The following is a 21,073-nucleotide window of genomic DNA, read 5'->3' as shown; positions in this document are numbered from 1 at the left end:
TAGACACCTTACAAACCATCGTTAACAGGTCTCTGATGAGGCACGGACTACATTAGCGCATATGCAGCATTTTACTAAAAAAAAGAGATTTAAGCTTTGGGTCATTACAGGGGCTGTCATCATAGGTTCTCTATCTACCATTTACACCAATCACCTGGTTGACGAACTCAAACTCGAAGAGGCTAAAAAAATTAAACTCTGGGCACAGGCAACACGCCAATTAGTAGAACCAGGTGAAGAAGGCGGATCGCTGAATCTCACCTTGGAAGTACTCAAGAATAACACCACGGTACCTTTGGTAATCATAGATAGTAAAGACTCCATTTTATATCACAGAAACATCAAAGCACCCTCCTCCTCCTCTCCGAAATATTGGAGCAAACAGTTAAGCAAGATGAAAAGGCAGGGTAAAAACATTGAAATAAACCTGGGAGGTGGCGAAAAACAATTTCTATATTATCGCACTTCCACCCTATTAACAAAACTACAATGGTTTCCCATCATACAACTACTTATTATAGCGGTATTCGCCATCATTGCATATTTGGCATTTAGCAGCTCACGCAAAGCAGAACAAAACCAGGTTTGGGTGGGCATGGCCAAAGAAACAGCCCACCAATTAGGCACCCCTATTAGCTCACTCTATGGCTGGATAGAATTAATGGACTTACAGAATCCTGACACAAACGGTATTGCAGAAGTTAAAAAAGACATTTATAGGCTTCAAAACATAGCCGACAGGTTTTCTAAAATCGGTTCTAAACCTATTTTAAAAGATATGAATGTCAACAAAGTAATTGAACAAAGCATTCACTACTTAAAATCCAGGTCCTCAGAAAAAGTAGAATACACTCTACTATTCAACGAGGACATCACCATAAAAGCCAACACCATATTAATGGAATGGGTATTCGAAAACCTTATCAAAAATGCCATTGATGCCATCAAAGGAGATGGAAAAATAACAGTATCCACTCAAAGACATCAAAACAAAGTAAGCATTGATATTATGGATAACGGAAAAGGAATCTCCAAATCGAACTTCAAAACAGTCTTTGAACCCGGCTTCACCACCAAAGATAGAGGTTGGGGTCTAGGACTTACACTGACCAAACGCATCATCGAAGAATATCACAATGGAAAAATAATGGTCAAGGAATCTTTACCTGGTAAAAAAACCGTATTTAGAATCATCATATAATAAAAACCAGTCAATACACAAAAACACTACATCACTGTATATCAATGATTTTAGGAGAAAAAGGCTAATGCAAGGAAAAAATAGGAATAAAATTTCATTTATATTGCCATACTAGCATTAATTTTTTATACTTTTGCAAAGTTTTTATATAAGGTGAGATGGACAAGCTAAGGGATTATAACATAGCCTTCAAGGGCTTAAAAGACGGGAGGCATCAATTTCACTATACAATTGATCAATCTTTTTTTGAAGCAATAGAAGGGTCCAGTATTAAAAACGGAGATTTTGAAGTAGACGTAACGATGGACAAGATGTCTCATATGCTTCAATTGGATTTTGATATCGCTGGAAAAGTTCAGTCGATATGCGACAATTGTTTGCAAGAAGTGAGTGTTCCAATTGAATATACAGGTACAATGTATGTGAAATTTGGAGCCATGTACGACGAACCAAACGAAGAGATTATCATTCTTCCCCACGAAGAAAACGAGCTTAATATTGCTCAATTGATATATGAATTTATTGTGGTAAGCATGCCTTTGCGATCTGTCCATGAAGATTACGAACAATGCGACCCGGAAATGACAGCCAAACTGGAAGAATTTTCGATCGAACACCACGAAACAAACGACAATACAGAAAAAGCAATTGACCCAAGGTGGGCAGCTTTAAAAAAATTAAAAGATAATAATAATTAGTAAAGAGTTTATAAAATGGCACATCCTAAGAGAAAGATTTCTAAAACAAGAAGAGACAAGAGAAGGACGCATTATAAAGCTACCACTCCTGCATTGGGAGTATGCTCAAACTGCGGTTCTACTGTAAAAATGCACACAGTATGTGGTGATTGCGGATACTACAGAGGAAAACTAGCTGTTGAGAAAGAAATTACGGCATAACTTTTTATTTTTAAAAGTACTTTATAAATTTGCTTCGCTTTGCGAGGCAAATTTTGCTTTAAGACACTTTATCATCGAAAAGGGTAAAGTCTTATTCTTCAGAATAAATAGTAGTTTAGCTTCTCCTAAGCACACAAAACAAATTGCAGGAGTTCAAGCTCAGGCTATTTCTAACTTTTGGTTGTAGTTTTTGTTACAACCGGATATATTACTTTTAACATGAAAAAGATTAATGCAGTAATCACCGGCATTGGTGTCAACCTACCCGATTATGTTTTGACCAACGAGGAGTTAAGCACCATGGTGGACACTTCCGACGAATGGATAATGACACGCGTTGGAATCAAGGAAAGACGGATATTAAAAGGTGAAGGCAAAGGCGCTTCTGAAATGGGTGCCGAAGCAGTTAAGCAACTGTTAGAAAAAACAGGCACAAAACCTGAAGAGGTAGACTTGGTAATATGTACTACGGTAACACCTGACCATTTATTCCCAGGAACATCTGCCATTATTTGCGACAAAGCAGGCATTCACAACATTCAAAGTTTTGATATGAATGCAGCATGCTCCGGGTTTCTTTATGGTTTAGATACTGCAACCAAATATGTACAATCAGGCAGTCACAAAAAAGTAATTTTGGTGAGCGCCGAAAAAATGTCATCCATCACCGACTATACAGATCGTACCACTTGTGTACTATTTGGAGATGCAGCAACTGCTGTAATGCTAGAACCTACGGAAGAAGAAGTAGGCGTGATGGACACGATACTTAAGAGTAATGGTATCGGGCGTCACCATCTGCTAATGAAAGCCGGAGGATCAGTAAACCCTCCTTCGCACAAAACTGTAGATGCCAATGAACACACCGTATATCAAGAAGGACAAACCGTATTCAAACACGCCGTTTCAAACATGGCTGATGTTTCTGTTGAGATCATGAAGAAAAACAACCTAACATCCGACGATGTTGCATGGTTGGTTCCTCATCAGGCAAACCTGAGAATTATCGATGCTACAGCCAGAAGAATGGGCGTTAAAAAAGAGCAGGTAATGATCAACATTGAAAAATACGGTAACACTACGTCTGCTACAATCCCATTGTGTCTATGGGAATGGGAAAAACAACTTAAAAAAGGAGACAACCTGGTTCTTTCAGCCTTTGGTGCCGGATTTACCTGGGGAGCAATTTATCTTAAATGGGGATACGATTCAAAATAAATCCTATCCCAATACATAATTAAGGTCAAAAAACAAAGGGTGATTTCTGTTGAAATCACCCTTTGTTTTTTAATATTCTCTCTGAGTTAAGAACCTTCAGCAACTAGGCTTTATCGGAAAGAAAAGCCACCGCATTCCTTACTCTTGCCAAGGTTTCTTCTTTGCCTATTAGCTCAGCGATCGTCATTAGATCTGGACCAAAACCACCGCCTACTAAAGCTAGACGAAAGGCATTCATCACCAAACCAAACCCCAGTCCTTTTTCTTCTATCTTAGCAGATATTGCTGTCTTTATATCTTCCGCCTTCCATTGAGCTACAGCCTCCAAGTCAGCAGATAACTCTGCCATAAAAGCAGGCACATCACCTTTCCAACGCTTCTTAACCACCTTAGGATCATATTCTGTAGGCGCCACAAAAAAGAAACTAAGCTGCTCCCATAGCTCTGCAACAAAACTAACCCTTTCTTTCACCAATCCAACCACTTGTTGAACCAAAGCCATATCAGCCTCCACCCCTTTTTCTTTTAAGATGGGTAGAAATCGTTCCGCCAAATCTGCATCACTCCTATGGATCAAATACTGATGATTAAACCATTTGGCTTTTTCAGGATCGAAACGTGCTCCTGACTTATTCACACGCTCAATGGAGAATGCTTCAATGAGCTGTTCCATACTAAAAATCTCTTGCTCCGTACCCGGATTCCACCCCAGCAAGGCCAATAAGTTCACCACCGCTTCAGGAAAATAACCACACTCACGGTAGCCCGAGGCAAGCTCATCATCGCTTAACTTCCACTCCAACGGAAATACTGGAAATCCAGCCTTATCTCCATCGCGTTTACTTAACTTCCCTTTCCCTGTTGGTTTCAGTATCAAAGGCAAATGGGCAAATTCGGGTCGTTCATCTTCCCACCCCAATGCTCTATAAAGCATAATGTGCAATGGCATTGAAGGCAACCACTCTTCTCCTCGTATAACATGCGATATTTTCATGAGATAATCATCCACCACATTGGCCAAATGATAGGTAGGTAAACCGTCCGACTTAAAAATAACCTTATCGTCTAGTATAGCGGTATTGAAGGTAACCTCCCCACGTATCATATCGACTGCCTTCACTTCTTCGTTCTCTGGCATCTTAAAACGCACCACGTAAGCAACCCCATCCGCTTTGAGCTTTTCCACTTCTTCAGCAGACAACGACAACGAGTTTCTAAGCCCCATACGGGTATTCATATCGTAGGAAAACTTTGTTTTTTCTGCTTCCGCAGCCTCCCGCTTGGCACTCAATTCTTCCGGGGTATCAAATGCGTAATAGGCCCACCCTTCATTGATCAAGCGCTCTGCATATTGCAAATAAATATCCTTGCGCTCTGATTGCTTATACGGACCATAGCTTCCGCCTTGCGCTACACCTTCGTCAACGGCTATTCCAAGCCAGTCCAACGAGGCATTAATATACGCTTCCGCTCCTTCCACAAAGCGCGTTTGATCCGTATCTTCAATACGTAAAATAAAGTCGCCGCCATGCTTCTTTGCGAATAAATAATTAAAGAGAGCAGTTCTCACACCACCTATATGCAATGGTCCGGTTGGACTTGGCGCAAATCGCACCCTAACTTTTCTGTCTGCCATGATAAATATTATTTTTCACAAAGATAATAGATTAGATTTTTAGACCATAGGTAAGAGCGAGATTAGATACCTATCTTACGCTAAAAAAAAGCGGAATGATCATAGACCACTCCGCTTCCTGAAGTAAAAAAGTTATAATAGGCAAACTTTTACAATACATATCACTTTACCAATCACCCACATTTTGATGAGCCACAATCCTGGCATATCAAACATCCTTCCTGATAAGTCAAGCTATCCGACCCACAGTTTTCACATTTCCCTTTATTGGCTTTTGTTCCATCCGGAATATATTTCTTAAGTGCTCTTTCAACACCATTCTTCCAGGTATTAATAGACTCATTATCCAATTGCAAGCCGGAAACCAAATTTATGGCATCAGCTATTTCCATGCCATGACGCAAAACACCTGATATTAACTTGGCATAATTCCAGTATTCCTTATCAAACTTATGACTTAAGCCTTCAATGGTTGTTTTATATCCTCGTTTATTCTCAAACTGAAAATCGTAACGGGTAACACCTTCCTTATCGCGATTCTTAATGATCAATCCCTTTTGAACAGATTTAGGCAACAAAATACCATCTTCATCATCTGCCAATCCTGTAAATATCTCATAAGGACGACCATCCATCAGTCCCACAAAAGCAATCCATTTCTCTTTATTATTCTGAAAACGAACCACATCAGCCTCTAACACACTAGGGCGTTTCTTCGAAAAAAGAGATTTAACTTCCTCTTCTTCTTTTTTGGTATCCGCAATCAACACTCCAGCTCGCGAACCATCACGATATACTGTCACTCCTTTACATCCGCTTTTCCAAGCCTCAATATAAAGCTCACCTACCAACTCCTCTGACACATCGGCTGGAAGATTAATGGTTACACTAATGGAGTGATCTACCCATTTTTGCACACCCCCTTGCATACGCACCTTATTCAACCAATCCACATCATTCGATGTAGCTTTATAGTAGGGAGAAGCAGCCACCAACTTATCCAACTCCTCTTGTGAATACACTTTTGTGGTGGAATGATTATTGGCCTCCATCCAAGTAACAAATTTATGATGAAATACGGTATACTCTTCCCAACTATCACCTACCTCATCTACAAAATCAACGCGCGTCTCAGGATCGTTAGGGTTAACCTTTCTTCTTCTTTTATACACTGGCATAAATACAGGCTCAATACCCGATGAAGTCTGCGTCATCAAACTAGTTGTTCCGGTTGGAGCAATGGTTAACAACGCAATATTTCTACGTCCATAAGTCTTCATATCCTCACCAAGCTTCGGATCGGCTTTTAACAACCTATTGATAAAAGGATTCTTTTCTTCTTTAGCATAGTCAAAAATAGGGAAAGCACCTCTATCCTTTGCCATATCAACTGAAGAACGATAAGCTGCTAAAGCCAGCGACTTATGCACTTCAATGGAAAAGTCAGTCGCATTGGCTGTTCCGTATCTTAGATTTAATGCAGCCAACATATCTCCCTCAGCTGTAATACCAACACCTGTTCGTCTTCCTTCTTCAGCCTTATTTTTGATATTAGTCCAAAGATTTCTCTCCACCAACTTGACTTCTTCACCTTCGGGATCCTGGTCAATTTTTTTGATGATACCTTCAATCTTCTCCAGCTCTAAGTCAATAATATCATCCATTATACGCTGAGCATACCCCACATGTTTTTTAAACAAGTCAAAGTTAAATTTTGCTTTATCCGTAAATGGGTTCTCCACATACGAATACAAATTCACAGCAATTAAACGACAGCTATCATAAGGACACAAAGGAATTTCACCACAAGGATTGGTTGATACCGTTTTATACCCCTGGTCTGCATACGAATCGGGCACCGACTCACGAATGATAGTATCCCAAAATAAAATACCCGGCTCGGCCGATTTCCATGCGTTATGCACAACTTTTTTCCACAATTTAGTGGCATCAATTTCATTGACATGCGATGGATTATTTGAATCAATAGGATATTGTTGCTGATAAGGAACCCCATCCACTACCGATCGCATAAAATCATCATCAATCTTAACCGACACATTGGCTCCTGTAATTTTTCCCTGCTCTAATTTGGCATCAATAAAAGACTCCGAATCAGGGTGCTTTACAGAAACACTCAACATCAGCGCCCCCCTACGACCATCCTGAGCTACCTCCCGGGTAGAATTAGAATAACGCTCCATGAAGGGTACAATACCAGTAGATGTTAAGGCCGAATTTTTAACAGGAGATCCCTTTGGACGTATGTGTGACAAGTCATGCCCTACGCCTCCGCGTCGTTTCATCAATTGCACCTGCTCCTGATCTATCTTCATGATTCCACCATACGAATCAGAATTACCTTCATTACCTATTACAAAACAGTTAGACAAGGATGCTATCTGAAATACATTTCCTATACCTGCCATTGGGCCACCCTGAGGTACAATATATTTAAAATCCTTAAACAATTCATACAGCTCTTCTTCACTCAAAGGATTGGGATACTTCTTTTCAATACGGGCCACCTCCCTGGCCAAACGATGATGCATTTCATCGGGATTTTCCTCGTAAATAACGCCATCCGAATCCTTCAATGCATACTTATTTACCCACACACGTGCCGCCAACTCATCACCATTAAAATATTTTAATGCCGATTCATAAGCTTCATCATTTGTATACGTTTTCTTCAATTTCTCAGTTTTTTGGTCGATTTCTGTTACTGCCATGGTGACTTATATTTTTAACTACCTTTATATGTTTGAATTAGATTTTCACTAATGCCCCTTGTTACTGAATGTAAAACTAAGAAAGAGTTACTTTTATGGCAAGAAATACTTTTGAACAATGCAAAAAGTTGTCCAAAACAAAATGCCTAAGCCCTCATTTAGTGATGTTTATATTTTTAAAAAAAATGAAAAGTTGTCCAAAAAGAAAATTTTATCAACAAACGCATAAATAATACGTCCAACAATTGGAAAGCTCAAAAGGAAGATATATAGCGCAAATTTACAAAAATGAAAAATAAAAAATACATATTTTCCAAATTTCAGATAGTCATGTCTATTTTTAGGAATTGACCAATCTGTATTACAACACCTTAATCCTTCTAATATTTTTCTGACATGCTTAATTGCGCCGTATCAGGACAAGCAACGCTTCTGGGCTCAGGCGCAGAGTCTTCACGTAAACAATTGCTCCACAATCACTTCGGTTGATCCGCGCATTTTATTCACATAATTAACAGCTGCTTCAGAAGACTTTGCCAAACACAACTTGTCCTTGAGTAGTCGGTCCATTACCTCTGCAAAACCAGCGCTATCCGACACACTAAAGCCAGCCTGCAGCTGAATTAAATCACACGCCTCCTGGTATTTTTTATAGTTAGGCCCCATGACCACAGGAAGACCAAATGTGGATGCTTCAATGGTATTATGAATACCACTTCCAAATCCCCCACCTATGTAGGCCACATGCCCATATCGATACATGGATGACAACATACCCATGGTATTCACTATGACAATACGCAGCTTCTTTAAATCGCACTTATCCAACTCACTAAACCGGGCACACGAAAAGTCAGAAAACAAAGCTTCTATCTGTTGAAGATGCGCCTCATGAATTTCGTGCGGGGCTAACAATAATTTAAAATCAGGGTTATGCCTTAAATAATCTGCAATTAGTTTTTCACCCATCGGCCAACTACTGCCTCCAATCATCACTAATGAATCTTGCGCAAACACTTCCAATGCAGGATATTCTTTTGCATTTTGCGCAATTTCAAACACCCGGTCAAATCTAGTATCTCCTGCCACTTGATAATTATCTATTCCAATAGCTGACAATAACTGACCCGATTGCTCATCCTGAACATAAAGCTTGGTAAAATAATGCAACATTTTTCGATACCAACCACCATACCATTTAAAGAAAGCATGTTGAGGACGAAAAATAGCAGATATAATATAGGTTTTTATTTTTTGCTCATGCAAATATTTAAGAAAGTAATACCAAAACTCATACTTCACAAATATCACCTCCTGCGGGCGAATCGCCATCACAAACTTTTTTACATTCGAGGGTCTATCGGCAGGTAGATATAATACCAGATCAGCCAATGGATAGTTTTTTTGCACTTCATATCCCGACGGAGAAAAGAAGGTCAAAACTACTCTTTGCCCGGGATTTTTTTTCTTAATACGTTCAATAACCGGTCTCCCTTGTTCAAATTCACCAAGCGATGCGCAATGAATCCACGTTGTCCTACCATCCAGATCCAGTTCTTTAAGCCTTCGCATCGTTTCCCTTCTACCCTCCACAAGCATCTTGGCCTTCGCATTAAACAGGGCCACAGCACTCAACAAGGCATTAAAAACAAGGATTCCCAAATGATAAAACAATGACATATTTTGAATATTATTAAAATTTCTGCAAAGATAATTCTTTTCGTTGTTAGCCCATAACAATTCACTACATAGTCTTTACCAGCTTTCTTATAAAGACAGAAAAACAGCTATTTTCTTGCTAGCTCTACATATGACACAAAAAAACCTGCAAGATGATCTCTTGCAGGCTATCCTATATTAAGTATAGACTTAACTACTCAGTTACAGCTTGTACACCAGGTAACACTTTTCCTTCCAGGTACTCCAATGAAGCACCACCACCTGTAGAGATATGGCTCATTTTGTCAGCCAATCCACTTTTATTAACAGCAGAAACAGAATCACCACCACCAATAATAGAGATACAATCAGAAGCAGCAACCGCCTCACAAACACCAAAAGTACCCTTTGAAAAGTTAGGCATTTCAAAACATCCCATTGGACCATTCCACACTACTGTTTTCGCTTTGGCAATCTCAGCGGCATAAGCTTCCACTGTTTTAGGACCCACATCAAGAGCCATTCTTCCCTCTGGAATTTCAACACCTACCTCTTGAATATCCGCATCATCAGCAAATTTATCAGCAGCCAAGTTATCCACTGGCAACATGAAATTAACACCTTTGGCTTTAGCATCCGCCAAAATTTGTTTTGCAGTATCTATCAAATCTTCTTCCACCAAAGAACCTCCAATACCGTGTCCTTGCGCTTTTAAGAAGGTATAAGCCATTCCACCACCTATCAAAATGGTGTCCACTTTTTCTAGTAAAGACTTCAACACTTCTAACTTACCGGAAACCTTAGCTCCACCCACAATGGCAACAAATGGTTTTACAGGGTTGGCCACTGTTTCACCTAAGAATTTAATTTCTTTATCTAACAGATAACCTGCCATTTTTTCGTTAAAAAACTTAGCAATAATAGTTGTTGAAGCATGGGCACGGTGAGCTGTACCAAAGGCATCATTTACGTAAACATCAGCCAATTCGGCCAATTGCTTAGAAAATCCTTCATCACCTTTTGTTTCTTCGTTATGAAAACGCAAGTTCTCCAATAACATAACCTCACCCATCTTCATGTCATCAGCCATTGCTTTCACTTCAGCCCCAACACAGTCAGGAGCCATTTTTACGTCTAGCCCTAATTTTGCTGATAAGTGAGCCACAACGTGTTTTAAGGAAAACTTATCCTGAACTTCACCCTTAGGACGACCCAAGTGAGACATCAAAATAACAGCTCCTCCATCAGCCAACACTTTTTTAATTGTAGGAAGCGCAGCCACAATACGAGTATCGTCTGTAATTTCGAACTGGTCGTTCAGAGGCACATTAAAATCCACGCGGATAATCGCCTTTTTTCCTGAGAAATTGTAAGTATCAATTGCAGGCATGTCAATAATATTATATGGTTTTTAAAAAAAATACACATGAATCGTACATTGATTGATTGCTGATATAAAAAAGCTATCGAACCCAGCAATAATCCTGACGAATTAAGACGACAAATATAAAAAATTTATTGATGATACTACTGTGCGAAACGTTTGTTATGAAACAGATTGACAACAATTAACTTAGTTATCCTCTTCAAAATCAGATATCATCCCCTCTATTTCGGCAAGTGAAAACCTCTTCCCAGAAACTACAAACCAGTCATTCAACAGCACTTTACGATTATAGCCCAACCTAGCTTTCGTCTTCCAATTTGTAAAATACGCCCCGGCAGCCTCAGCTACCGCCTGACCTGCCGCTGTATCCCACTCCATAGTAGGCCCCAGTCTAGGATAAATATCCGCTGTTCCTTCAGCTACCTTACATATCTTGATAGAACTACCTACTGAAACAAAATCACTATCCCCATATTTAGTCTTTAGCTGTGCTGCAAACAACTCTGTTTCTTTTGACAAATGACTAACACTCGCCACAATTTGTAATTGATCGTGCGGCATCACAATGGGCAGCTTCTCTTTATCGCTAATACTAACTTGCGTTTGGCTCAGCCAATCCTGCGCCAACACAACTTTATAGGCACCATCATCAGCACTGGCAAAGTATAATATACCCAAAGCAGGCAACAAAACTACCCCCATGATGGGATAATGATCCTCTACCAAAGCAATATTCACCGTAAACTCCCCCGTCCTCTTTACAAACTCCTTGGTTCCATCCAACGGATCCACGATCCACAATCGCTTCCAATCTTTTCGGAGCAAATAATCTTCATGACGCCCCTCTTCACTTAAAATAGGAATGTGGCTTGTCAATAAGTACTTCTCTATTACCTGGTGAGCTGCTTTATCAGCCAGTGTTAAAGGGGAATTATCGGCTTTAAATTCAACACCCAAATCACCCGATTTATATATCTTCATAATGGCCTGACCTGCTTCAACGGCAGCATCTATAGCCAACTTTAATAATTTTTGCATAGCTTAAGTTTTTCTTCCAACAAACATACAAAGCCTATCTGTTCTATTTCAGGAATCTTTGAACGCCTTCTCTTATAGGGCCATTGATTCAACGATTAGTCTAAGCCTACTATCCCTGTTAATTGAAAGCGTTTCGTAACAAAGGTTGGATATGGCCAAAATCCCGGGGCATTTTCCCACTTCAAGCGTTCCATACCGATAATCTATACCCAAACAAGTCGCATTACCTCTGGTCAATTGCAGCAATTCTTTTAACGAATCTCCAGCCTGTTGTATTTTGCCAAACCCCATCTCTTCTCCATCATCATAAAAGACCTGATCTACTGGATGTAAATACAAATCTCTGGATCTATTGGCAGCCCTCACAATTTTCATTTGGTCTTTCGGAACGGCCAAAGCCTTTACTCCTCCAATTATGAATCTATTCAAATACTTTCTAATATCCAGTTCTTGTCGAGCATTTGGCGACAAAGAATAAAAATCCACCAAGCCCGGCACCAATAGGCCATTGATCAATTCAAGAGCTGCCTCTTCCTGAAAGGTATCTCGCTCTCTTATTTCTACTATTGTATGATCATCATTCAATGTAATAATCGGAAACTTACCTATGGAAGCATCTGGACGCAACCAATAATGAGCAGCAATTTTCCTCATCACAACACTCGCTTCTCTATCGCATCCACACCCAAAGAGTCCACATTCAGAGAGTCCTGCGCCAAAGAATCCGGCTTTGGCAGAAACTCAAATTCAACATCCTTAATGCGGGCACGCAACTCCTCCAGAGTATCATGTTTCAACAAAAAGCCCTGCATCTGGAGTACTTTCAAATCCTTATTTGCTCCAATGGTCAGCTCAGCCTTGGTACTATTATGGGTGTTCTTGAGCTCATAAGTGAGTGTATCCAGGGTGCTATCTTCATATAAAGTCATCACCTCTAGCAAGGGCTTATGAACTCTACTTCCTTTCAGAAACTGATAAAATGCACTAATACGATAGCCCTGTGCATCGATTGTATCCACCCTAATATTAAAAGGTATCCTACGGTCAAATGTATCTCTTAAACTGATAAAGAAATTTCTTTTTCCCTTCCACACGCTGCGCGCTTCTTTTTCCTTCCGCTCTCTTTCAATCTGTTCTTCAATTCCTTTGACTTCTCTTTGCCACTCAGCTTGCTTTTCGGACAATATGGCAATTGACTCATCATACACTTCCTGATACAACTCAGGGTATCCCAGATACCAATTAACAATGGTGTCAAACTTTTCTTGGGTGAGATCGTATTTTGCCAATACATAATGATAATAATTATTGGCAGTGGTCTTTCCCCTACTATTATTAATCCTTAATTGATTAATGGTAGCCTCCGCCAAATGGACTTCTGAGAGTATTTCGGCAAATTTATCTTTATCCGGAAAACCCTCTGGTAACTTGTGACGTATACATCCTGTCAAAAAAACAGTAAGGACTAAACCAGTCCACATCGCTGGCATAAACCAGCCTTTATTATCTAATATCTTTATCATAGAGCTTATCAATGTCCATCTGCCAATATCATTGTTCGAATGGTTTTTAAAAAAATAACGAAATCCAATTTCAAGGACCAATTATCAATATAGTCAAGATCCATTTTCATCCATTCATCAAATGGAATATCATTTCTACCTGAGACCTGCCAAGTACATGTGATACCAGGTTTCATAGACAACCTACGAAGTTGCCAACGCTCATATTCCTTAACCTCTTGCGGAACAGGAGGCCTTGGCCCCACGATGGACATATCTCCCAGAAGCACATTAAAAAACTGAGGCAATTCATCCAGACTAGTCTTACGCAGAAAACGACCTATCTTTGTAATACGAGGATCATTTTTCATCTTAAAAACAGGCCCATCCATTTCATTATCCTCCAATAACTTAGACTTTAACTCCTCGGCATTTACCACCATGGTTCTGAATTTATACGCATAAAACTTTCGCCCCCTTAAACCTACCCTTTTCTGCTTAAAAAAAACTGGCCCCCGGTCCGTTAGCGCTATTAAAGCAGAGATCAGAACAAAAACAGGAGAAGCCACCACAATCACCAATAAAGAAAACACAAAATCAAAAATAGCCTTTAAACGCATGGCTAAATAATCAGTAGGTGTATTGGCAATCGTTAGCAAGGGCATCGTATTATAATGGTGAATATGCGCTTTGCTTTTCAGCTTATTGAAGAAAGGAGAGTACATTCTAAAAATCACACCGACCTCAGAACATGCATGGGTCACATGTTCCACCTCATCTATACTCATTTTACCTTTGATAAAAATCACCTCATCAATGGTTTTGTCTTCTAACAACTTTGCCACATCAGTTTCCGGGGATAAAACAGGAATCAATTCCCCATACAAACGGCTTAGATCCTGATTACCAATAATGGAAACAATTTTGTATCCCCACTCCTTATATTTCAACACCTGCTCTATAAAAGAGGCAGCAGTGTAATCCCCGATAATAATGATGGATCTGGAATTTCGACCATGTACTCTTGCCCGTTTCAGAAATGCATAGATGGCAATTTTAAAGCCAAACATAAGAGCTAGATTAATAAACCCAAAATAGATTAAAGGGTCAAAACCAATGTAATACAAATCAAAAACCAAAACAGCCAACCCCAACAATGAGGTACCTGCTAGCACCAAGGCCACACAATTAAACAACAATGCAGAATAAGGCCGGGAACGATGTAACTGCGCCAGCCTAAAATACTTACCCAATGTAAACCAAACCAATGCGATGATTAAATGGAGTATAATAGAATCTTTGTACCTCAGGAAAGAAAAATGCCCAAAGTACAAAAACAAAGACATATTAAATGCAAGCCAGGCAATCGCCACCTCCACGAATGCTAGAAAATTATTCACAACATTCTCTTTTTCTCGTATCATGTAGTGCTGTTTTGTAGATTGATTTTTTTTGCAAAGATATAAAAACAGATGGTTAAACAACCATGCTAAATATCAATCAAAATACGTGCCTATAAATTAAATGTCGGGGTATATTTTATCCCCAAAGAACAGCCTACGGCATTATATAGTTCTCCGGTATCAAATGACAACGTACCTTGGATGCTAAAATCTTTCCATTTTTTATTTCTATAACTTAAGCCCAAATAAGAATATAGCTGTGTTTTTCCTTCTTCGTAAAGATAATCAGGATCTTCAACCCAACTGTATCTATACAAAAATCGTTCTCCATAAGTACCCTTATTAAGCGTATAGGTGGCTTTAATAAGGTATGACAAACTCTCTGTCACATCTCCTTCCAGTCCGAGGTGAATTCCTTTGATACGATTATTTACAAACACCACATCATTATTTGGTGTCCAATCCGGCGCATAGGCCTGCGCCTGCCAATAGGTATGATACAAGGGAGTTCCCATGGGCATATGATGATAGGTCCATCCATTATAATAGGTTCCATTGTTATTATAATCATCCCTACCTCCATATTTATGACCATAATTTTGATTACTCTCCAAATAACGCTTTAAGTCCCCTTGGTCGTAGCCCTCCGTCTCTATGCCAAATTCATTCAACATAAAAGAATCCGGATCATCTATTTCATCAATAAAAAAAATACCACCGGTACTGGGACGTACCGGATCTGGAATACCAGCTCCCGACTGATGATCGGTTTTTATCAGCTCCAGTGAAATATTTTTGATGCCTTTTATATTTTTTATCTTCGCATACATTCCTATCTTATAATCATGATCCTTTCCTTTGGCAATCTTGAGTCCCGAGCCATCTGCAAAAGGTTTTTGCACATAGACCTGAAAATCGGCAATTGACGAAGCATAATAAATACCCATATCCCAAAAACCATCGTGGGCACCAGCGGCATTGGTAGCCTCTCCTCCTCCAATTTTGTTCGAACCCTTGGCAAAAAAAGTAGACCAGAAGTCCACAGGGACTTTATCTCCATTAGGTCTGGTACCGCCAAACAGAGCCCCATGAAACAAACCCACATATGGTTTAACATTCAATCGGCCTCCTCTTATGTAAAACCATTTTTCATGAACCAATAAATCATCAGCACTCCTACCCTTCCCTGATCCTGTCCGATCATCATTCATCACTCCCTGAACAATACCACCTTTAATCTCCACCCAATCTCGCAAAAAACTGACGGGCCAATAATCGTTTATACTTAGCATTAAACCAGGAAGCGGACGCGCATTACTGTTCAACATAAAACCGCCCGAAGTCAAATCATCATCTATAGAGACAGGCGTATAAGCCTGTTTCCCTACATTAAAATCTATTACATTAAAAAGACTGCCATTCAGGTAAGCCTCATGCAAAAAGCTATCATCGAATTTATTCTTAACAACCCCCGAAACGCCCATTCCCAATTGAAAGTTACGCGTCTCTAATAACTTATATTCAGCACCTGCCAAAAGTAAACCTTGCTTCTGTTCAAAAGGCGAGACAATACCCCATTGATTGGAGTATTGAAACAAGGGCAACAAATGACTATTAGAAGATACTACTCCCCTGGATTCAACATGAACCCTTATCTTATTTTGGGCAAAACTTTGTCCGAAACCCAATAGAAGCACTATAAAAACTAAAATACGTACGTGTTGCATTGTATGATGTTTATTCTCCAAAAATATTATTTAATACTTACAAATAAAGAAGGTCTGCTCCAATATAGAACAAACCTTGAAAAATCAACAAACGTAAAGTTTGCTTTATATTTATAGTTGGTGCAGTCCTCAATTTCTAAACCTACGAACCGATCCTACTACATCTTCTGCAAATACCAATCGATTGTTTTCACAATACCTGTTTCAAAATTCTCCATAGCTTTCCATCCCAACTCAGACTCTATCTTAGAAGCATCAATAGCATAACGTTTATCATGGCCTGCTCTATCTTCCACAAAAGAAATCAGTTTTTTATAAGAGGACACATCCTTTCTAGGTCTCTTTTCATCCAGCACCTCACAAATATAATTTACAATAAACAAATTATCTCTTTCATTCCTTCCGCCAATATTATAAGTTTCCCCGGATCTACCTCTGTGAAAAACTAAGTCAATTCCAGTACAATGATCTAACACATACAGCCAATCCCGAATATTTTTTCCATCACCATAAATTGGAATATCCTCTCCGGCCAAAGCCTTTCTTATAATGGTTGGGATTAATTTCTCCTGATGCTGTTTGGGTCCATAATTATTACTGCAATTGCTAGTTGTTACATCCATCCCATAGGTGTGAAAGTATGCTCTGACCAATAAATCGGAACTTGCTTTGGAGGATGAATACGGACTATTAGGTGCATAAGGCGTATCTTCTCTAAACAAACCTGTTTCTTCTAAAGTACCATACACTTCATCGGTAGAAATATGATGAAAACGACAACCCTCATAGGCTTTCTTATATTTAAATGGTGCATCCATCCAATAATTTCTGGCCACATCTAACAAAGTAAAAGTACCATTAACATTTGTTTGTATAAAAACTTCAGGTCCACTAATTGAATTATCCACATGACTCTCTGCTGCAAAATGTATAACTCCTCTTATGTCATACTTTAAAAAAAGGTATTCAAGCAATTCCCTATTACAAATATCACCTTTTACAAACTCGTAATTTTCACCTCTAACATCTGTCAAATTAGCTAAATCGCCAGCATAGGTAAGTTTATCCAGGTTGATGATTCTATAATCAGCGTATTTCTCAACAAAAAATGGAACAAAATTGGCACCTATAAATCCAGCCCCTCCTGTTACTAATATCGATTTTTTCATCTTTTACTCATTAATTCAATACATTTCTTTAACGAATCCTTCCAATATGGTATCTCAATCCTAAAATCGCACTTTATCTTGGTTTTATCCAACACAGAATAGTGGGGCCGCTGAGCTGGCGTTGGATAATCCTCGGTTTTAATGGGCCTTACCTCACATACAATCCCTGCACAATCCATTATTTCCTTTGCAAAATCATACCATGAGGCTACCCCTTCATTAGAAAAATGATAAATTTTCCCTGCAGCATCCAGTCTACCTTCCCTATTCATTATTTGAAGAATTACACGTGCTAAATCACAGGCATAAGTAGGTGTACCAACCTGATCAAAAATAACCCCAAGGTCATCTCGCTCAGCACCCAAACGCATCATAGTTTTTACAAAATTATTACCATAAGACGAATACAACCAGGAAGTTCGGATCACAATACTTTCTATTCCGGCTTTAATTACGACCTCTTCTCCTTCCTGCTTGGTTACACCATAAACGCCAATTGGACTTACCTTCATATCTTCACTGAGCGGTTTATAATATTCTCCATTATAAACATAATCGGTAGATACATGTATTAGCTTGGCCTTTTCACTTTCACAAGCCTTTACCAGGTTTTTTACCGCCTCAACATTTATCAGTCTTGCTTTTTCAATATCAGTCTCAGCTTTATCCACTGCTGTATAAGCTGCACAATTAATAATCAAGTCAATATCATTACTCCGCACATAAGTCAGAACATCCTGAATATTACAAATATCCAATTCTTTAACATCTGTAAAAAAGAACTTACAATGTGGGTAGTCACCTGCCTGTAATTTTAGTTCTGAACCTAACTGACCATTGGCTCCGGTTACAAGTATATTCATCATGAAAAAGTAAATGGGATTTCCGTTTCTGCTAAGTTTTTCAGTCCTTTATCTTTCTCCGATAATAAAATAGATTCATAACTCATCTTCCAATCTATCCCTAATTCCTTGTCATTCCATGCAATACCAGCATCGTAATCTGGTGCATACCAATTGTCAACTTTATATTGAAAAATAGCCGATTTACTCAATACTACAAAGCCATGCGCAAAACCTCGAGGCACAAAAAATTGTCTCTTATTTTCATCAGACAGCTCTACCGAAATATGCTTTCCAAATGTAGGCGAGCCTTTGCGTATATCTACTGCAACATCTAATACCTTCCCTTCGATACAACGAACAAGCTTTGCTTGATCAAAAGGCGGTTTTTGAAAGTGCAACCCTCTTAGCACTCCATAGCTCGACCTGGATTCATTGTCTTGAACAAATTCTATTTCTCTAACATTCTCTTGAAACCGTTTTTGATTAAAAGATTCGAAAAAATACCCTCTCGGATCACCAAAGACCTTTGGTTCTATAATAACCAAACCATCTATCTCTGTTTTAATAAATTGCATATTTATCTTTTACCTATGGACAACAAATATTGCCCATACTGATTCTTCTTTAATTTTTCTCCTTGTGCGATTAACTGTTCCCTATTAATCCATGCTTGATTGAAGGCAATCTCCTCAGGACAGGCTACCTTTAAACCGATTCTTTTCTCTAGCGTTTCTATAAAATGACTGGCTTCCAATAAGGACTCATGCGTCCCTGTATCCAACCAAGCAAATCCCCTCCCCATCAATTCAACCTTTAATCTTTGCTCTTCTAAATATATTTGATTAACCGTAGTAATCTCGAGCTCTCCTCTTTCACTCGGTTTAATTTCTTTGGCTACTTTTATTACATCATTGGGGTAAAAGTATAATCCCACAACCGCATAATTCGACTTCGGCTCTACAGGTTTCTCCTCTATGGAAGTCACGTCTCCCCCTTCATCAAATGTACACACACCATATCTCTCGGGATCATTTACCCAATAACCAAACACGGCGGCCTTACTTTCCTGAGATACAGTTTTAACAGCATTCACTAATAGCTCCACGAACCCATGTCCATAAAATATATTATCGCCCAGCACCAAACAAACATCATCATCTCCGATAAAAGACTCTCCTAAAATAAAAGCCTGTGCTAGACCATCAGGAGATGGCTGAATAACGTACTCTAACTGAATCCCCCATTGACTTCCATCTCCTAATAAACGAACAAATCCTGCTTGATCTTCAGGTGTAGTAATAATTAATATCTCCCTAATACCTGCCAACATTAAAACCGACAAAGGATAATAAATCATAGGCTTATCAAAAACCGGCAAAAGCTGTTTTGAAGTAGCTAAAGTAATGGGGTGTAAACGGGTACCGGAACCTCCGGCCAAAATGATGCCTTTCATGATAAAACTATTTAATATTTAATATTTCTTTATCTTTTTGTAGAAATGAACAGAGTACTGCCAGATAAACGGCATTTGTTCCTGATGTAAAAAAATGACCTGCCATTCCTCCAATCACTACATACATTATAACAAAAAACCAAGCTAAATAATTCGATTTATTAAAACTAAAAATAGTTTTAAACATTAAAATAAAATATAAAATAAAACCTATAGCTCCATAAAAAACAAACAAATCAATTAAATCCATTTCTGCTATCGGAAGTTTCAAAAAATAACCTCCAATCAAATAATTGTACCACCTCCAATTATATATCGTAGGTATGACTCTTGCACTCACTAATTCTGTCCGCATAGACGAAAGGGAATAAAGAAATCCGTCCGTTTTATAAATTCCGTTAAAAAAATCAAAAATACCAGAATACATAAAAAAAAGGCAGCAAAGTACAAGTATAAAACCAATTATAAACATTTTTTTCAGAACCGACATCCTATTAACAAAGATGATTAACCAAAATGAAAGCACCAAAAGAAATAACAACATACCTTTGGTTCCCAATAGGAATGCCCCAAGTGTAACAATAATACAACAAATTAAATTCAACAAACTATAAGTTTCAAAAACCTTTTTAAGGTAATATATAATACCCACCATCCAAAACAATGTAATTTCGTTATGAGCTAATATCATTGGTTTATAACCAAACCGACTTAACCCATAAGTATAGAATAATGGAATATCTAACAAAAAGGCAAAAATTACAACTACAGCTGATAAGATATAGATTAATTCAAAGATCAATAATTTGTATCGACTCTCAGAAACGCTAAAACCCCAGTAGACAATTACAGGAAAAATATACTTGTTACTTTCCTTTATAATTTGAAAGGTATTAAAAGTATTATAGGAGTATTCTCCATTAAAAAAACTTGCTAATAACAACCAAATTAACGGGAATGAGACTAGCGCAAACATACATAATATATACCTATTATATAATCGTTTAAAACAGATGATTAAAATAAGAATAACTTCAACAATTGCTCTAAAAACAAACGAGAAACGATCTTCTTCAGCTAGGCCAATACACCGATCCACATAAAAACTGCAAGCATCGACCACAAATAATGATAATACAATTATTTCTAAATAGCAGTACTTGACAAAATGAATTATTTTCTCTAACAGCCCTGACATTTAAGT

The 21,073-nt window shown here is 38.5% G+C and carries 18 protein-coding genes; 4 read left to right on the top strand and 14 right to left on the bottom strand.

The features are described 5' to 3' along the window. Window positions 1-61 precede the first annotated feature (61 nt). The 4 genes from CYTFE_RS0121055 (at window position 62) to CYTFE_RS0121045 (ending at window position 3,318) form a co-directional block, all read left to right on the top strand. Complete coding sequence (locus CYTFE_RS0121055; RefSeq protein WP_027473443.1) at window positions 62-1,201, top strand: sensor histidine kinase; 1,140 nt, start codon at window positions 62-64, stop codon at window positions 1,199-1,201. A 158-nt stretch (window positions 1,202-1,359) separates the two neighbouring features. Further along, entirely contained in the window at window positions 1,360-1,899 is a 540-nt protein-coding gene (locus tag CYTFE_RS0121050; protein WP_027473442.1) for a YceD family protein, read from the top strand. A 15-nt stretch (window positions 1,900-1,914) separates the two neighbouring features. Further along, window positions 1,915-2,100: a 50S ribosomal protein L32 gene (rpmF, locus tag CYTFE_RS29650; protein ID WP_081736061.1), complete on the top strand. Its 186-nt coding sequence runs from the start codon at window positions 1,915-1,917 to the stop codon at window positions 2,098-2,100. A 219-nt stretch (window positions 2,101-2,319) separates the two neighbouring features. Next, window positions 2,320-3,318, top strand: coding sequence for a beta-ketoacyl-ACP synthase III (locus tag CYTFE_RS0121045; protein WP_027473441.1), 999 nt, complete (start codon window positions 2,320-2,322; stop codon window positions 3,316-3,318). A gap of 103 nt (window positions 3,319-3,421) precedes the next feature. On the opposite strand, the gene gltX is transcribed toward CYTFE_RS0121045, so the two are convergent. The 14 genes from gltX to CYTFE_RS0120970 form a co-directional block, all read right to left on the bottom strand. Continuing rightward, on the bottom strand, window positions 3,422-4,954 hold the full coding sequence (gltX, locus tag CYTFE_RS0121040; RefSeq protein WP_027473440.1) for a glutamate--tRNA ligase: 1,533 nt from the start codon (window positions 4,952-4,954) through the stop codon (window positions 3,422-3,424). A 173-nt stretch (window positions 4,955-5,127) separates the two neighbouring features. Continuing rightward, window positions 5,128-7,686, bottom strand: a complete 2,559-nt coding sequence (locus CYTFE_RS0121035) for an adenosylcobalamin-dependent ribonucleoside-diphosphate reductase (RefSeq protein WP_027473439.1) — start codon at window positions 7,684-7,686, stop codon at window positions 5,128-5,130. A 453-nt stretch (window positions 7,687-8,139) separates the two neighbouring features. Continuing rightward, window positions 8,140-9,366, bottom strand: coding sequence for a 3-deoxy-D-manno-octulosonic acid transferase (locus CYTFE_RS0121025; protein ID WP_027473438.1), 1,227 nt, complete (start codon window positions 9,364-9,366; stop codon window positions 8,140-8,142). A gap of 193 nt (window positions 9,367-9,559) precedes the next feature. Then, entirely contained in the window at window positions 9,560-10,735 is a 1,176-nt protein-coding gene (locus tag CYTFE_RS0121020; protein WP_027473437.1) for a phosphoglycerate kinase, read from the bottom strand. 183 nt (window positions 10,736-10,918) lie between these two features. Continuing rightward, window positions 10,919-11,770, bottom strand: a complete 852-nt coding sequence (cysQ, locus tag CYTFE_RS27520) for a 3'(2'),5'-bisphosphate nucleotidase CysQ (protein ID WP_044212187.1) — start codon at window positions 11,768-11,770, stop codon at window positions 10,919-10,921. Window positions 11,771-11,842: 72 nt separating this feature from the next. Continuing rightward, complete coding sequence (locus tag CYTFE_RS0121010) at window positions 11,843-12,427, bottom strand: hypothetical protein (protein ID WP_152541671.1); 585 nt, start codon at window positions 12,425-12,427, stop codon at window positions 11,843-11,845. Beyond that, entirely contained in the window at window positions 12,424-13,293 is an 870-nt protein-coding gene (locus CYTFE_RS0121005; RefSeq protein WP_027473435.1) for a DUF4296 domain-containing protein, read from the bottom strand. The genes CYTFE_RS0121010 and CYTFE_RS0121005 overlap by 4 nt, the downstream gene beginning before the upstream one ends. 8 nt (window positions 13,294-13,301) lie before the next feature. Continuing rightward, on the bottom strand, window positions 13,302-14,696 hold the full coding sequence (locus CYTFE_RS0121000) for a sugar transferase (RefSeq protein WP_027473434.1): 1,395 nt from the start codon (window positions 14,694-14,696) through the stop codon (window positions 13,302-13,304). An 89-nt stretch (window positions 14,697-14,785) separates the two neighbouring features. Beyond that, window positions 14,786-16,402: a capsule assembly Wzi family protein gene (locus CYTFE_RS0120995; RefSeq protein ID WP_027473433.1), complete on the bottom strand. Its 1,617-nt coding sequence runs from the start codon at window positions 16,400-16,402 to the stop codon at window positions 14,786-14,788. 158 nt (window positions 16,403-16,560) lie between these two features. After that, a complete protein-coding gene (rfbB, locus tag CYTFE_RS0120990) occupies window positions 16,561-17,571 on the bottom strand; it encodes a dTDP-glucose 4,6-dehydratase (protein ID WP_027473432.1) in 1,011 nt (336 codons plus the stop codon). Beyond that, window positions 17,568-18,437, bottom strand: coding sequence for a dTDP-4-dehydrorhamnose reductase (rfbD, locus tag CYTFE_RS0120985; protein ID WP_200871212.1), 870 nt, complete (start codon window positions 18,435-18,437; stop codon window positions 17,568-17,570). Before rfbD ends, rfbB begins: the two co-directional genes overlap by 4 nt. Further along, a complete protein-coding gene (rfbC, locus tag CYTFE_RS0120980; RefSeq protein WP_027473430.1) occupies window positions 18,434-18,991 on the bottom strand; it encodes a dTDP-4-dehydrorhamnose 3,5-epimerase in 558 nt (185 codons plus the stop codon). Before rfbC ends, rfbD begins: the two co-directional genes overlap by 4 nt. 2 nt (window positions 18,992-18,993) lie before the next feature. Then, complete coding sequence (gene rfbA / locus CYTFE_RS0120975; protein ID WP_027473429.1) at window positions 18,994-19,869, bottom strand: glucose-1-phosphate thymidylyltransferase RfbA; 876 nt, start codon at window positions 19,867-19,869, stop codon at window positions 18,994-18,996. 7 nt (window positions 19,870-19,876) lie between these two features. Further along, on the bottom strand, window positions 19,877-21,067 hold the full coding sequence (locus tag CYTFE_RS0120970) for an O-antigen ligase family protein (protein ID WP_027473428.1): 1,191 nt from the start codon (window positions 21,065-21,067) through the stop codon (window positions 19,877-19,879). Window positions 21,068-21,073: the final 6 nt, after the last annotated feature.

The sequence above is a fragment of the Saccharicrinis fermentans DSM 9555 = JCM 21142 genome, assembly GCF_000517085.1.
In the GTDB taxonomy this organism is placed as follows: domain Bacteria; phylum Bacteroidota; class Bacteroidia; order Bacteroidales; family Marinilabiliaceae; genus Saccharicrinis; species Saccharicrinis fermentans.
Note: the sequence above shows the minus strand (reverse complement) of the source record. Positions and strands in the feature narration are given on the sequence as shown.